Source organism: Flavobacterium sp. MDT1-60, assembly GCF_014844035.1.
In the GTDB taxonomy this organism is placed as follows: domain Bacteria; phylum Bacteroidota; class Bacteroidia; order Flavobacteriales; family Flavobacteriaceae; genus Flavobacterium.
On sequence record NZ_CP062159.1, the window covers coordinates 4,520,442 to 4,534,547 of the forward strand.

At 32.0% G+C, this 14,106-nt stretch carries 12 protein-coding genes; 7 read left to right on the forward strand and 5 right to left on the reverse strand.

The genetic code is table 11. The annotated features are described in order from the left end of the window. Positions 1-139 precede the first annotated feature (139 nt). The gene (locus IHE43_RS19045; protein WP_192185369.1) at positions 140-2,329 is read right to left on the reverse strand and encodes a glutamine synthetase III; all 2,190 of its coding nucleotides are present in this window, start codon (positions 2,327-2,329) and stop codon (positions 140-142) included. A gap of 428 nt (positions 2,330-2,757) precedes the next feature. Between IHE43_RS19045 and IHE43_RS19050 the strand changes: the two genes are divergently transcribed. Together IHE43_RS19050 and IHE43_RS19055 are read left to right on the forward strand one after the other, a co-directional pair. Beyond that, positions 2,758-3,771, forward strand: a complete 1,014-nt coding sequence (locus tag IHE43_RS19050; RefSeq protein ID WP_026981957.1) for a glutamine synthetase beta-grasp domain-containing protein — start codon at positions 2,758-2,760, stop codon at positions 3,769-3,771. 215 nt (positions 3,772-3,986) lie between these two features. Then, positions 3,987-4,955 carry a TerC family protein gene (locus IHE43_RS19055; RefSeq protein WP_192188255.1) on the forward strand — a complete coding sequence of 323 codons (969 nt, stop codon included), beginning with the start codon at positions 3,987-3,989 and terminating at the stop codon, positions 4,953-4,955. 75 nt (positions 4,956-5,030) lie between these two features. Here IHE43_RS19055 and IHE43_RS19060 read toward each other — a convergent pair whose 3' ends face one another. The 4 genes from IHE43_RS19060 to IHE43_RS19075 form a co-directional block, all read right to left on the reverse strand. Beyond that, complete coding sequence (locus IHE43_RS19060) at positions 5,031-5,546, reverse strand: hypothetical protein (protein ID WP_192185370.1); 516 nt, start codon at positions 5,544-5,546, stop codon at positions 5,031-5,033. An 89-nt stretch (positions 5,547-5,635) separates the two neighbouring features. Then, positions 5,636-6,505, reverse strand: a complete 870-nt coding sequence (locus tag IHE43_RS19065; RefSeq protein WP_192185371.1) for an alpha/beta hydrolase family protein — start codon at positions 6,503-6,505, stop codon at positions 5,636-5,638. A gap of 575 nt (positions 6,506-7,080) precedes the next feature. Further along, positions 7,081-9,117, reverse strand: a complete 2,037-nt coding sequence (locus IHE43_RS19070; protein WP_192185372.1) for a M13 family metallopeptidase — start codon at positions 9,115-9,117, stop codon at positions 7,081-7,083. 111 nt (positions 9,118-9,228) lie between these two features. After that, positions 9,229-10,101, reverse strand: a complete 873-nt coding sequence (locus IHE43_RS19075) for an AraC family transcriptional regulator (protein WP_192185373.1) — start codon at positions 10,099-10,101, stop codon at positions 9,229-9,231. 450 nt (positions 10,102-10,551) lie between these two features. On the opposite strand from IHE43_RS19075, the gene IHE43_RS19080 reads away from it, so the two are divergent. The 5 genes from IHE43_RS19080 (at position 10,552) to IHE43_RS19100 (ending at position 14,075) form a co-directional block, all read left to right on the forward strand. Beyond that, complete coding sequence (locus IHE43_RS19080; protein WP_192185374.1) at positions 10,552-10,959, forward strand: T9SS type A sorting domain-containing protein; 408 nt, start codon at positions 10,552-10,554, stop codon at positions 10,957-10,959. A 490-nt stretch (positions 10,960-11,449) separates the two neighbouring features. Beyond that, on the forward strand, positions 11,450-11,854 hold the full coding sequence (locus tag IHE43_RS19085) for a secretion protein (RefSeq protein ID WP_192185375.1): 405 nt from the start codon (positions 11,450-11,452) through the stop codon (positions 11,852-11,854). Between the two features lie 465 nt (positions 11,855-12,319). Beyond that, positions 12,320-12,727, forward strand: coding sequence for a secretion protein (locus IHE43_RS19090; protein ID WP_192185376.1), 408 nt, complete (start codon positions 12,320-12,322; stop codon positions 12,725-12,727). Between the two features lie 369 nt (positions 12,728-13,096). Further along, entirely contained in the window at positions 13,097-13,483 is a 387-nt protein-coding gene (locus IHE43_RS19095) for a secretion protein (protein ID WP_192185377.1), read from the forward strand. 211 nt (positions 13,484-13,694) lie between these two features. Then, positions 13,695-14,075 carry a flagellar motor protein MotB gene (locus tag IHE43_RS19100; RefSeq protein ID WP_192185378.1) on the forward strand — a complete coding sequence of 127 codons (381 nt, stop codon included), beginning with the start codon at positions 13,695-13,697 and terminating at the stop codon, positions 14,073-14,075. The last annotated feature ends 31 nt before the right edge of the window (positions 14,076-14,106 follow it).

Consider the following 14,106-nt stretch of genomic DNA (forward strand, 5'->3'; position numbering starts at 1 on the left):
TTTTTACGACCAAATACTGTTTTCCTCTTTTTTGTTAATAGGAAAAAAGCTATTTGTTAGTTTTTTTACTTTTTAAGAATTCAGATGATATAAAAAACCTGTCTTAAAGACAGGTTTTTTTAGAAGTATTTTAAAAATATTATTTTGTAAATAACAATTCTCTGTATTTTGTTAACGTCCAGCTTTCGTCGTCAACCAATAACTCTAATTTGTCACAGTGATTACGGATATCTTCAAAATATGGTTTTACGTTATTACAATAAGCTTCAGCCATTTTTTGGGCATCTGTCAATTGATTAGCTTTTTTTCTTTCGTTGGTCATCGCCAGTACTTTAGAATTAATTCCTTCAATATGACCCGAAATTTCTTTAATTAAAACGATTTGTTCTTTAGCAATAGTTTCAAATTCTTTTCCGAAAATTTCTTTTAAACCTTTTACGTTTTCAATCAAAGTGTTTTGGTAACGAATGGCTGTCGGAATAACATGATTTCTCGAGATATCTCCTAAAACTCTTCCTTCAATCTGAATTTTTTTAGTGTATTCTTCCAATTCAATTTCGTAACGAGCTTCAGCTTCAACGTGATTCAGAATTCCTAATTCATCAAATAAATCAAGTGCTTGTTTCGAAACTTTAGCTTTAATCGCTTCCGGAGTAGTTTTAAAGTTACTTAAACCTCTTTTAGCCGCTTCCTTTTCCCAGGCATCGCTATATCCGTCACCTTCAAAAAGTATTTTTTTAGATTGTTTGATGTATTCTCTCAAAACATTAAAAATAGCATCGTCTTTTTTCATGTCTTTTGAGTCGATCAAATTATCAACTTCTATTTTAAAATCTTTCAATTGTTTGGCCACAATTGCATTTAAAGTTGTCATTGCGTTCGAACAGTTTGCATTCGAACCAACCGCTCTAAACTCAAATTTATTTCCAGTAAAGGCAAAAGGTGAAGTTCTGTTTCTGTCTGTATTGTCTAAAAGAACGTCCGGAATTTTACCCACAACATTCAGTTTTAAATCTGTTTTTTCTTCCGGGGATAATTTACCAGTTGTTACACTTTCTAATTCAGACAAAACTTTCGTTAATTGCGCTCCGATAAAAACAGAGATAATTGCCGGTGGCGCTTCATTTGCTCCTAACCTATGATCATTACTTGCTGTTGCGATAGAAGCCCTTAATAAAGTTTCATAATCATTTACCGCTTTAATCGTATTGATAAAGAAAGTCAAAAACTGTAGATTACTCATCGGTGTCTTACTCGGACTTAATAAGTTAACTCCAGTATCTGTTGCCAAAGACCAGTTATTGTGTTTTCCTGAACCGTTTACACCTTTAAATGGTTTTTCGTGAAATAAAACTTTAAAATCGTGACGTTCTGCTACTCTTTGCATCACATCCATTAATAAAGAGTTATGATCTACCGCAAGATTTGTTTCTTCAAAAATAGGTGCCAACTCAAATTGATTTGGTGCCACCTCGTTATGACGTGTTTTTACCGGAATTCCCAACAACATACATTCCTGTTCTAAATCTCTCATATACGTTAAGGCACGAGTTGGAATAGAACCAAAATAATGATCATCTAATTGTTGTCCTTTTGCAGATGTATGTCCTAGTAAGGTTCTTCCTGTCATCATTAAATCAGGACGGGAATTGGCTAATGATTTATCTATAAGGAAATATTCCTGCTCCCAGCCTAAAGTTGCTGTTACTTTTTTGACATTTTTATCAAAATACCTGCATACCTCAGTTGCAGCTTCATCCATAGCAGATAATGCTCTTAATAACGGAATTTTATTATCTAAGGCTTCACCTGTATAGGCTATAAAAACGGTTGGAATACATAAGGTAGTTCCATAAATAAATGCCGGAGATGTAGGATCCCAGGCTGTATAACCTCTGGCTTCAAAAGTATTTCTGATTCCGCCGTTCGGGAAACTTGACGCATCTGGCTCTTGTTGTACCAATTGTGCTCCACCAAATTTCTCTACAGGATCACTTCCATCATAAGAAATATCAAAAAAGGCATCATGTTTCTCGGCCGTTGTTCCTGTAAGCGGCTGAAACCAGTGTGTATAATGCGTAACGCCTTTAGCCAAAGCCCATTCTTTCATTCCCATGGCGATATAATCTGCAAGTTTTCTCTCTATTTTAGTTCCGTGCTGAATAGCATCCCTAACTCCTTTTAAAGCATCAGAAGTTAAATATTGCTTCATTGCTTTTTCATTAAACACATTTGAACCAAAAATGTTAGACTTTCTATCAATTTCTTCAAAATGTACTGGCTTTCTTGTAGAAGCTTCTTTTAAAGCTTGGAAACGTAATGTTGACATGTATATAAGTTTAAAGATTCGTAATAAATTTCACTAAAAAAAGAGGAACAAATATAAGCAATAAAACAGCCTGTCTGAAAGATAAATTATCGAAATTTATGTAGTAATATTTCAATAGAAGCTCGTTTTTTCAAAGAATAATTAATTCAATTTGAAGAAATGTAACAAAATACACCGGTATTATTCATTAAATAAACATTTTTTCATAATTCCTTAACTCAGAAATTCAAAAAAGTTTCGTAATTATTACGAATTTATTTTTTTATAGTGTTAAAAATTGCTTTTTTCAAAATATACCCCTGTCTAAATTACGCTTCTCTAAAAAATTATACTCCATAAAACAAAATAGCCCCCTAATTTTTAGGACTAAAAAAATAAATCTATATTTGACCCAACGAAAAAAAACAAAAAAATAAATTTATATTATTATGGCTAAAATTAAGTTAGAGTACATTTGGTTAGATGGATATGAACCAACTCAAAATCTTAGAAGTAAAACTAAAGTTGAAGAGCACGAAAATTTCAAAGGAACATTAGAAGAACTTGGAAACTGGTCATTTGATGGTTCATCAACAAAACAAGCCGAAGGAGGTTCTTCAGACTGTTTATTAGTTCCTGTTGCTATTTACCCAGATCCAACTCGTATTAATGGATACTTAGTAATGACAGAAGTTATGTACGCTGATGGAACTCCACACTCTTCTAACGGTAGAGCTACTATTGATGATGATGGAGATTTTTGGTTTGGTTTCGAACAAGAATATTTCATCATGGACACTAAAACTTTATTGCCATTAGGTTTCCCTGTTGGAGGTTATCCTGCTCCACAAGGTATGTACTACTGCTCTGTAGGTGGAAAAAACACTCACGGAAGAAAATTAGTTGAAGAACATGCTGATTTATGTATTGCTGCCGGAATTAACTTTGAAGGTATTAACCAAGAGGTTGCTTGCGGACAATGGGAATTCCAATTATTTGCTAAAGGTGCTAAAAAAGCCGGAGACGAAATTTGGGTTGCTCGTTACTTATTAGATCGTTTGACTGAAAAATATGGTTACTATATTGAATATCACCCAAAACCACTAGGAGATACAGACTGGAATGGTTCAGGTATGCATGCTAACTTCTCTAACGAGGTGTTAAGAACGTGTGGAGATCAGGCAACTTACGAAAGAATTTGTGAGGCTTTCCGTCCTGTTACTGCTGAGCATATCGCGGTTTATGGAGCTTACAATGACCAACGTTTAACTGGTAAACACGAAACTGCCTCTATCCACGATTTCTCTTATGGAGTTTCAGACAGAGGATGTTCTATCAGAATTCCTTTAATGACTGTTCAAAAAGGATGGAAAGGTTGGTTAGAAGACAGAAGACCAGCTTCAAACGGAGACCCATACAAAATTGCTGCTAGAATTATCAAAACTGTAAAATCAGCGCTATAATTCAAAGTCATATTATATTCAAAGTGCCATCATAACTGATGGCACTTTTTTTTGTTTAAGAGTGTTGATTTAAGAATCTTTCTCAAAGTTTAAAACTTTGACAAAGTTCAATCGCCAACAATTGAAACTTGTCCTTAATTTGAAAGTTATTTTCTAATAATTAATTTTTAAGTTAAACTTCAAAACTTATCTTTGTAAATCATTTAAAAAATATCATAATGGTTTGGATTTTCTTTTTATTAGCCGTCATAATTATTCTTGCTTTAGATCTGGGAGTTTTTAATAAAACACCTCACATTATTAGCACTAAAGAAGCAAGCAAATGGACATTGATTTGGGTGACACTTTCGTTCGCCTTTTCAGGAGTAATTTACTGGCTTTATACTACAGATTACATTGCCAATCCAGATCAGCTAAAACCTGCAGTGGCTTCTATGAAGTTTATTACGGGTTACTTAATAGAACTTTCTCTAAGTGTTGACAATATTTTTGTGATTGCCATTATTTTTGCATCGTTTAAGATTCCGCAAAAATACCAGCACCGTGTTTTATTCTGGGGAATTTTAGGAGCAATCGTTTTCCGTGGATTGATGATTTTCTTCGGAGTTATGTTAATCAATAAATTTACATGGACTACCTATGTATTTGGTTTATTCTTAATTTTTACGGCTGTAAAAATGTTGTTTTCCGGAGAAGACGAAGATTTCCAGCCAAAAGATTCTTTTGTATATAAAACACTTGGAAAAATCATTCCGATTACCTCTCACATGGAGCATGAGAAATTTTTTGTTTTAACTGAAAAAGGAAAAAAAGCCGCAACTCCATTATTTGTAGCCTTAATTGTTATTGAAGTTATGGATGTGCTTTTTGCTGTAGACAGTGTCCCTGCAATTTTAGCTATTACTTCTGATCCATTCCTAGTATTTAGTTCTAATATTTTTGCGATTCTTGGATTACGTTCTATGTATTTCTTCCTGGCAAATATGCTGGCAAAATTCAGCTATTTAGAATACAGCTTAGTTGCTATTTTAGCTTTTGTCGGATTAAAAATGCTGCTGCACGATTTTATCCACGTACCGGAATGGGCTTCTTTAGGATTTATTGCACTATCGCTTTTAGTGGGAATTATGGTTTCTCTTAAATTTGGCAAAGAAAAAGAACTTACTGATTTAGATCTGGATTAATTTTCCGACATATATATTCATAAAAAAAAGGAGATCAAATGATCTCCTTTTTTTTATGAATATATGGAATAATAATTATAGTTTTATTTTTTTTAAATTACTATCATCAATATTGTACTTTTTAATTACAGCATTATAATCTGAGAAATCAGGCTTATTAACAGACTTATTACTAAAATAACCTGGGATAATTACAATTCTAAATATTTGATTTGTTCTAAAAGAAGTTTGAACACTCGCTAAATCATTTCCATCCAAATAAATGCTAACATCATTTTTTGTAAAGTTAAAATTGTAACCAAAATTGAATGTTCCATTTGCAAAATAATAAAGTTCAGGAGTCATTTTCCAAACATCCTGACCATTTTCCACTCCTGCTAATCTATACAAAACAACCATATCCGAATCGAAAATAGCTGGATTTAGAGGAATTATAGGATTATAATCGTTAGCAGCGGTAAAATTAACATTACTAACTTCGTAAACTTCTGCTGGTATTGATCCATCCTGTCCCGGAGGCCCTTCTGGTCCTTCACAGCTTGAAAATGCAATTAATCCAACTACTGCGAAAAGGGTAAGTATCTTTTTCATGGTATTTATTTTTAAAAATGTTATATATAAAGATATTTCAAAAATCAAACCAAAAAAAATTTTAACCCCCTTCTTTCTTAAAAAAAATACTATTTTTTCGCAACCAGTTGATTCTTAAGCAGAATTTTGTTAAAAAATAATACATGATAAGGCAATGAATTTTCCCAATACTCCCAAGTATGAGCTCCCGGACGTTCTGTATAATCATGTTCTACTTTATTATAAACTAATCTTCGGTGTAATTCGCGGTTTGGTTCTATTAAAAAATCGTCAACACCACAGTCTATAATCAAAGGCAGTTTATTTTCTTTGATTTTATCCAGCATATTCATAACAGCATATTTTACATACATTTCAGAGCTATCGCTTTTATCTCCAAAAACAGGCTGCATTAATTTGACAACCTGAGCTGATGATTCACGATTCAGCATTGTGCTCATATCTACAGCTCCGCTCATACTTCCGGCGGCGCAAAATAAATCCGGATGTTTGGCAGACAAATAAAGTGCACCATGCCCGCCCATCGAAAGTCCGGTGATTACTCTTCCATTTCTATTGCTAATCGTTCGGTAGGTTTTATCTACTTTCTGAATTACTTCCTGAGTAATAAAAGTTTCAAACTGACTTTCCTTATTTACCGGACTATCCAGATAAAAACTAAAAGTTTCCCCCTCTGGCATCACAATAATTACATTGTATTGGTCAGACAATCCCTGAACTAGTTTTTTATTTGGTGTATTTTTCAACCAATCACCAAAATGCCCGTAAGCACCATGCAACAAGTACATCACTGGGAATGCCGCTTTGCTTTTGGCATAAGAATTTGGCAATACAACTGCAGCTTTGTAAGTTTTACTCATTGCTGTACTGGCAATTTGCAAAGTATCTACTTTTGCAGCATAACTCATAGAGGTGATGCACAAAAAAGCTGTAAACACTAAATTTTTAAAGTTTTTCATATTGGTGTTTTTTTGATTAGGGATTGTAAATATAGTTTTTTCAAAATAAATCATATGAAAAATCCGACCTATTTTTTTATCGGTAGAACTAGCTATTTGTTGTGTTTTTTTTGCCACAGATTAAAATGATTTTACAGATTACTAAAAAAGGTTGCCACGAATTTCCACGAATTAATTTTATTATCGTTTGTGATAAAAAAGAAGATTAAATAACCTATTTAATTAGTAAAAATTCGTGCAATTAGCGGCAGAAAAAAATCATTTCAATATTTAATCCGGGACTTATCGGGAGTGGCAGAAACAAAAAACCATTCGCTGCATAAACTGTAACGAATGGTTTTTACTTTATGAAAATTTATTTCTTACCAATTACCTCTCTCGATAGCTATCGGGATAAATTTTATATAGATTATAAAAAAGGTTCACCACGAATTACACTAATCTGCACTAATTTAAATCTGTGTTTATTTCTTATCACAAACGATAATAAAATCAATTCGTGGAAATTTGTGAAATTCGTGGCAAAAAAACCATTCGCAGCAACGAATGGTTTTTACTTTATGGAAATTTATTACTTACCAGATTACAACACGCAAACTATCCGGCTGATACATTTTATCTCCTTTTTTGACATTAAATGCTTTGTAAAATTCAGGAATATTGCTCAATGGTCCGTTTACTCTAAATTGTTCCGGGGCATGAACATCAGTCGTAATTTGATTGATTTTAGATTCATCTCTTCTATTCACCATCCAGGAATAAGCATACGCCAGAAAATAACGCTGATCAGGAGTCTGTCCGTTAATTTTTTCATTCTTTTTATATTGCTCGGTTTTTTGAAACGCTTCATAACCCATTACTACTCCACCTAAATCGGCAATATTTTCACCCTGAGTTGCATCTCCATTTACATTTTTGCCCAAAATTGCAAATTTGTTGTATTGCGAAACAATCAACTTGGTTTTAGCTTTAAACTTTTTCAAATCTTCTGCGGTCCACCAATTATTCAGGTTTCCTTTTTCATCGTATTGGCTTCCCTGATCATCAAATCCGTGTGTAATTTCGTGTCCGAAAAATGAACCTCCAATTACACCATATAATATAGCATCGTCTGGCATACGGCCTTCATAACCTGGTACTATGATATTACAAGCCGGAATAACAATCTCATTATTACTCGGATTATAATACGCATTATAGGTTTGTGGCTGCATAACCCATTCATTTCGGTCTACTGGCTTTCCAAATTTGTTAATCATATAGTTATAATCCCAAATTTTTGCCTGCATGACATTTCCGCAGTACGATTTTCTGTCTATCGAAAGCTGGCTCATATCTTTCCACTTATCGGGATAGCCCAATTTCATCACAATTTTGCTTAGTTTAAATAACGCTTTTTGTTTAGTGGCCTCACTCATCCAATCCAGCTTTTTAATGTGCGAAGCAAATACGTCACGAATATTGTTTCCAATTTCCAGCAATTTTTCCTTAACTCCTTTTGGCATATAATCAGAAACATACACCTGACCTACTAAATCGCCTAAATATTGATCTGTATTTTCTACAACTCTTTTCCAACGTGGTTTTTGAGTTGAAACGCCATTCATCACTGTAGAATAAAATTTGAAATTTTGCTTTTCAATAGCTGCATTTAAATAGGAAGCATAAGAATTTACAAGATTCCATTTAAGATAGGTTTTCCATTCTTCAATGGAATAATTCTTTAAGGTTTTATCTAATGCTTTGAAAAATTCAGGCTGACCTACAATTATCGAATCTGCATTTTTTACTCCTAAAAGAGGAATTACTTTTTTCCAGTCAATATTAGGGGAAAGAGTATTAAATTGAGCAACTGAAAGTTTGTTGTAGTTTTTAACCGGATCACGAAGTAATTCTAGTTTTCGGGATGCTTTTGCAAGTTCGGTTTCCAATTTCAAAATCGTTGCAGCACTTTTTGCTGCGGTTGATTCCTCTTCGCCCATAAATCGCATCATTGTTTTAAGATGTGATTGGTACGCTTTACGAATTTCCGTATTTCGTTTATCTGTTTCCAGATAAAAATCTCTTTGCCCCATACCTAAACCGCCCTGCACAAAAAACAAAGCATATTTAGTACTAATTTTATCATCTTGGGAAACGTAGAATGAAAAAGCCGGATCTGCTCCTACGGTTTGTAAATGTGCGATTGAATTAACAAGCCCGGAAACATCCTTAATTTCATTTATTTTTTTGATTTCGGAATTTAGTGGAGATATACCTGCTTTTTCAATGGCAATTGTATCCATTCCGGAAGCGTAAAAATCACCAATTTTTTGTTTATTACTTCCTTTTACTGCAGATTGATCATTTGCCGATTTTTCACAAATGCTTTTAATCTGCCCGTTGATTGTATCGATAACGGTTCGCATTATACCGTTATTACTGTCCGTACTTGAAATCGGATTTTTTTTGAACCAGCCATTATTGGCATAATTAAAAAAATCAGTTGCCAGATTAATCGTTGTATCCCGATTGGTAATTAATGGATCCGGAAATGCTGTTTCTTTTTTGTTACAGCTAAAAAAGGTCATTCCTATAATAAGGAGTACAACAGGTTTTTTTAATAAATTCATTCAGTTTATAAATTTGGTTGTTATAAAAAAGCAATATTTACGAGATTATTAGTGAAATTTTACAACTAATAACAACGTAAATATATATTTTTTAACCTTATAAAAAATGCCTTAGCGAATTATAATCTTGTGTTCTTGACGATATTGCGATGCACTTACACCAGTATATTGCTTAAAGGATTTACTGAAATGACTGAAGTTATTAAAACCACTTTCATAGCAAACCTCATTTATGCTAATTGGTTTTTCTGCCAAAAGTTTTGAGGCATGAACCAAGCGATATTCGTTGACAAACTCGGTAAAAGTTTTATTCGAGATTTTCTTGAAGTACCTGCAAAAGGATGGTGTAGTCATGCTAACCAGATTCGAAACCTCATCTATAGCAATTGATTCCTGAAAATGATCTTTTACAAAATTAAAAATCATCTTCATTCGGTCATTATCCTGAGTGTTCAATTCGAGTGAGAAACCATCTGCATTAAGAATTGTATATTCTTCTGATGCTTCAAGTTCATCTAAAATACTCAAAAGAGTCAGCAAACGCTCAAACGGAAGCTGGTTTTCCATCTTTTCGATTTTATCGCCAATTTGTTTTTTAGTTTTCCCTCCAAAGGCAATTCCTCCTTTAGACTGAGTCAGGACATTTTGAACCCTTCTCATCTCTGGAGCTACAAAAAAGTCGCTGCCTAAAAACTCAGGTTTAATATGAATAACCGTTTCGTTTACATTTCCTGTTAGCTCATTTGTAAAACCACAATGAGGCAAATTTGCACCTATCAGCATCAAACTACCATTCGTATAATAAGAAACATGGCTTCCTATCTGTCTTTTACCTGCCCCTCCATTAATATAAACCAACTCAATCTCTGGATGATAATGCCATAAATGAGCTTTACTATTGGACTTTTCGGCGTGTTTAGTGTAGGTAAAAGAACTTCCGTATGAGTTTGATATCACTTCAAGAGCTGGGGCAATAGTCTTCATGATAAAATCTTTAAATAATAATAGCAAATTTAACAAAAACACCTAAAATAATTCAAATTTTAACCTATAACGGTTTCGTAAATGAGAATTTATCACGGTTTTTTATTTCTCAATAAAGTAAAAAACAGGTGTATTAAGCCATTTTTTTCAAGACCCTTATTTTTATCCGTGATTTTTTTTATATATCGTATTTAATTACGTGTTTTTATATACATAAATCATTTTTGTAAGAATGTTAGAATATTTTTAAAATGTTAAAAAATAAAAAATGTTTGAAAAATAATTCCATAATTAACCAAAACACCTATAATAATTCAAATTTTAACCTATAACGGTTTCGTAAATGAGAATATAGCATATAAATCGGCAAATAGAGTTGTGAAAAAAAATCTACAACCGAAGTAATTTAGCATCAGAAAAAGGAACTAATAATTTAAAGCAATAATGATTATGAAAAAGATTTTAAAATTAAGTTTAGTATGTGCAGTACTTTTTACAGGAATGAGCACTTATGCAATTGATGGTAACGAAGATTTCAATCTTCATGTATTAAAAGGAAACGGAAAAGTGGTAACATTCGCTCTAAACCAGGTTAAAAAAGCAAGTGTAACTATTTACGATATGGATGGTACAGTATTATATCATGAAAATGCTTCAGGTAAAGACGGAATATTAAGAACTTTTCGTTTTGAAGAATTTCCGGAAGGAACTTATATCTTAGAAGTTGAAGACGGTGTTAAACAAGTAAAACATGAAATTACAATAACAGCAGATTCATCTGTATTGTCATCAAAAGCAATTTCATCAGTTTATAAAGCAGACTCTTCTGCAAAAAATACAAGCGTAGCAGTACGCTAAAAAAGTTTATGCTCTTATAAAGTATAAAAATGAGGTTAGATAGTTAGTAAAGTTTAAAAACTGTATAGTTTTAGAAACAGCTCTTTGTGGTTATTGAGCTGTTTTTTTTGTGCCTTACTTTTTTTGCCACAAAGGCACGAAGGCACAAAGTTTCTTTATTAAAATCAAGCTCGAAGATTAAAAAGTTTACTAATTATTTACCCTTACGAACTTTACTTTTTTTATTTCATTGCACTCTTTGCGGTTAAACTTCATAAGCACTCTTTTGTAAGAAAAAAAGATTAATTTACATTTTCTTAATTAAAACCAAACGTTGAAAAATAATACGCTAATTAACCAAAACGATAAAAATAATTCAAATTTTAACCTATAACGGTTTCGTAAATGAGAATATAGCATAGAAATCGGAAAACAGAGTTGTGCTTAAAAACGTAGGTTTGAAGTAATTTAGCATCAGAGAATTAGAACTATTAATTTAAAAAATAATGCCATGAAAAAGAATTTAAAATTGAGTTTAGTATGTGCAGTGCTTTTCACAGGAATGAGTACTTATGCAATTGACGGGAATGAAGATTTTAACCTTCATGTATTAAAAGAAAATGGAAAACTAGTAACATTTGCTCTTAACCAGGTTAAGAAAGCAAGTTTAACTATTTATGACAAAGATGGTTCAGTACTTTATTATGAAAACGCTTCAGGCAAAGATGGAATTTTAAGAACTTTTAGTTTTGAAGAATTTCCGGCAGGAACTTACATCTTAGAAGTGGAAGACAGTGTGAAAAAAGTTAGACATGAAATTACAATAACTGATGATGCTTCTGTATTATCATCAAAAGCAATATCATCCGTTTATAAAGCAGACTCTGCAAAAAATACAGGCGTAGTAGTACGCTAAAAAAGTTTATACTCTCATAAAGTATAAAAATGAGGTTAGATAGTTAGTAAAGTAAAAACGTGATTGTTTATAAACAGCTCTTTGTGGTTATTGAGCTGTTTTTTTTGTGCCTTACTTTTTTTGCCACAAAGACACGAAGGCACAAAGTTTATTTTTAAAGTTTAATACTATTTAGCTTTGCGAACATTGCGTTTTTTTATTCATTGCGCCCTTTGCGGTTAAATTTAAAAGCAATCTTTTTTGTAAGAAATACGGACAAATTTACATTATCTTAATTCAAACAAAACATTGAAAAATAATAAGTGAATTAACTAAAATGATAAAAATAATTTAAATTTTAACCTATAACGGTTTCGTAAATGAGAATACAGCATCTAAATTAGAAAATAGAGTTGTGGCAAAAATCATATAACTGAAGTAATTTAGCATCAGAGAATTAGAACTATTAATTTAAAAACTAATGCCATGAAAAAGATTTTAAAATTGAGTTTAGTATGTGCAGTACTTTTCACCGGAGTGAGTACTTATGCAATCGACGGGAATGAAGATTTTAATCTTCATGTTTTGAAAACAAATGGAAGGCTTATCACATTTGCCCTTAATCAGGTAAAAAAAGCAAGCTTGGCTATTTACGACAAAGATGGTGATCTAATTTATACTGAAAATGCTTCAGGTAAAGATGGAATTTTGAGAACTTTTAATTTAGAACAATTTCCGAAAGGAACTTACTATTTAGAAGTTGAAGATAATGTAAAAAAAGTAAAACATGAAATTACTATTACTGATGAAACTACTGTTTTATCAAAAAAAGCAGTTTCATCAGTTTACAAAGCAGGTTTCTACAATAAAAATACAAGCGTAGCAGCCCGTTAAAAAGTTTATACTCCTATAGTATAAAATAAAGTTAGATAGTTAGTAAAATAAAACGTGATTGTTTTAAAAACAGCTCTTTGTGGTTATAGAGCTGTTTTTTTATGCCTTAATTTTAGCAAAATTTTGAGTAATCTATTATTTTTGGAAAACTATTCTTAATAATTTTAAAAGTCTGATTTTTAAACTTTTAAAAAATAAAGCAAAAAAACATCCAATCTTTAAGTTTTTACGTACATACTTTAAGAAAAACATAGAAACATCTTTAATTCAGCAACTTATCCGTTTAAAAACGGCATTTTTTTGCACAAAATTAATTTTTTTCGTTAGTTTTACCGTTCCACTATTTAATATTAAATAATTTAAAAAGTTATGACAAAATTTTCCCAAATCGGCTTAGTTGTAGCCTTATTTCTAACAACTATTTTTACCTACGCAATTGATGGAAAAGGAGATTATATTTTGAATATAATTACCGGAAACGGAAAAGTAGTTAGCTTTACTTTAAACACCGTTGAAAAATCAGTATTTTCTATTTATGATGAAAGCCATAATTTGGTTTATAAAGGAGACTCTGCTGAAGACAAATTAGAAATTTCTAAAACAATAAGCTTAGAAGGTTTTCCAGCCGGAACTTACGTATTAGAAGTACAGGAAAACGGCAAAGTTGCCAAACATGACATTAAGGTTATAGCTAAAAAAGTAAAAAAAGCAGCATTAGACGAATCGGTAAACGAAAGTCCTGCTTTTCGTCGTTAATCACTCTTTTTGTCCAAAAAGTTAAAAGCAGCTCAAATCAGGAGCTGCTTTTTTTGTTTACATACAATATAATGTAATTTTTTCGTTTTATCATTATCATCTTAACAAACTGTTACTAGGCAAGTTAAACTAAAATTTAACCGTTAGAACAATCAAACATGAATAGATTTAAATACATTTGTACAACTAAGTTATTTATCCTGATATACTTATGAAAAAAAAGCAAGCCATTTTATTACTACTGACCCTTTTTTGTTTAGAGCTTTCTGCTCAAAATGAGAATTACGTAACCAAAAGAATAGGCGAGAAATATGCTTATGTTGATGTAACCAAAACATATGAAAAAGTTGCCGCAAAAGGCTATAAGTCTATAGATCTATTCCAAAAATTAGGAAATTCTTCGTACGCTATTTGCAATCTGGATAAAGCAGCGAAATGGTATGGCGAGTTATTTGCCATGACTTATGATTTAGATCAAATGTATTATTACCGATATGCAGAGTCTTTGCGGTTTATTTCTCAAAATGAAAAAGCCGATGCGCTAATTGAAAGATTGAAACGAAAATCTAAAGTGTTGGTTAACAAAAAATAGAATTGGTATAAACTCCAGAATATCTTCTCCT

What these genes read in the sequence shown, in the direction of transcription:
- IHE43_RS19045 (WP_192185369.1), bottom strand. Translation starts at nt 2,329, where the DNA reads ATGTCAACATTACGTTTCCAAGCTTTAAAAGAAGCTTCTACAAGAAAG.
- IHE43_RS19050 (WP_026981957.1), top strand. Translation starts at nt 2,758, where the DNA reads ATGGCTAAAATTAAGTTAGAGTACATTTGGTTAGATGGATATGAACCA.
- IHE43_RS19060 (WP_192185370.1), bottom strand. Translation starts at nt 5,546, where the DNA reads ATGAAAAAGATACTTACCCTTTTCGCAGTAGTTGGATTAATTGCATTT.
- IHE43_RS19065 (WP_192185371.1), bottom strand. Translation starts at nt 6,505, where the DNA reads ATGAAAAACTTTAAAAATTTAGTGTTTACAGCTTTTTTGTGCATCACC.
- IHE43_RS19070 (WP_192185372.1), bottom strand. Translation starts at nt 9,117, where the DNA reads ATGAATTTATTAAAAAAACCTGTTGTACTCCTTATTATAGGAATGACC.
- IHE43_RS19075 (WP_192185373.1), bottom strand. Translation starts at nt 10,101, where the DNA reads ATGAAGACTATTGCCCCAGCTCTTGAAGTGATATCAAACTCATACGGA.
- IHE43_RS19080 (WP_192185374.1), top strand. Translation starts at nt 10,552, where the DNA reads ATGAAAAAGATTTTAAAATTAAGTTTAGTATGTGCAGTACTTTTTACA.
- IHE43_RS19085 (WP_192185375.1), top strand. Translation starts at nt 11,450, where the DNA reads ATGAAAAAGAATTTAAAATTGAGTTTAGTATGTGCAGTGCTTTTCACA.
- IHE43_RS19090 (WP_192185376.1), top strand. Translation starts at nt 12,320, where the DNA reads ATGAAAAAGATTTTAAAATTGAGTTTAGTATGTGCAGTACTTTTCACC.
- IHE43_RS19095 (WP_192185377.1), top strand. Translation starts at nt 13,097, where the DNA reads ATGACAAAATTTTCCCAAATCGGCTTAGTTGTAGCCTTATTTCTAACA.
- IHE43_RS19100 (WP_192185378.1), top strand. Translation starts at nt 13,695, where the DNA reads ATGAAAAAAAAGCAAGCCATTTTATTACTACTGACCCTTTTTTGTTTA.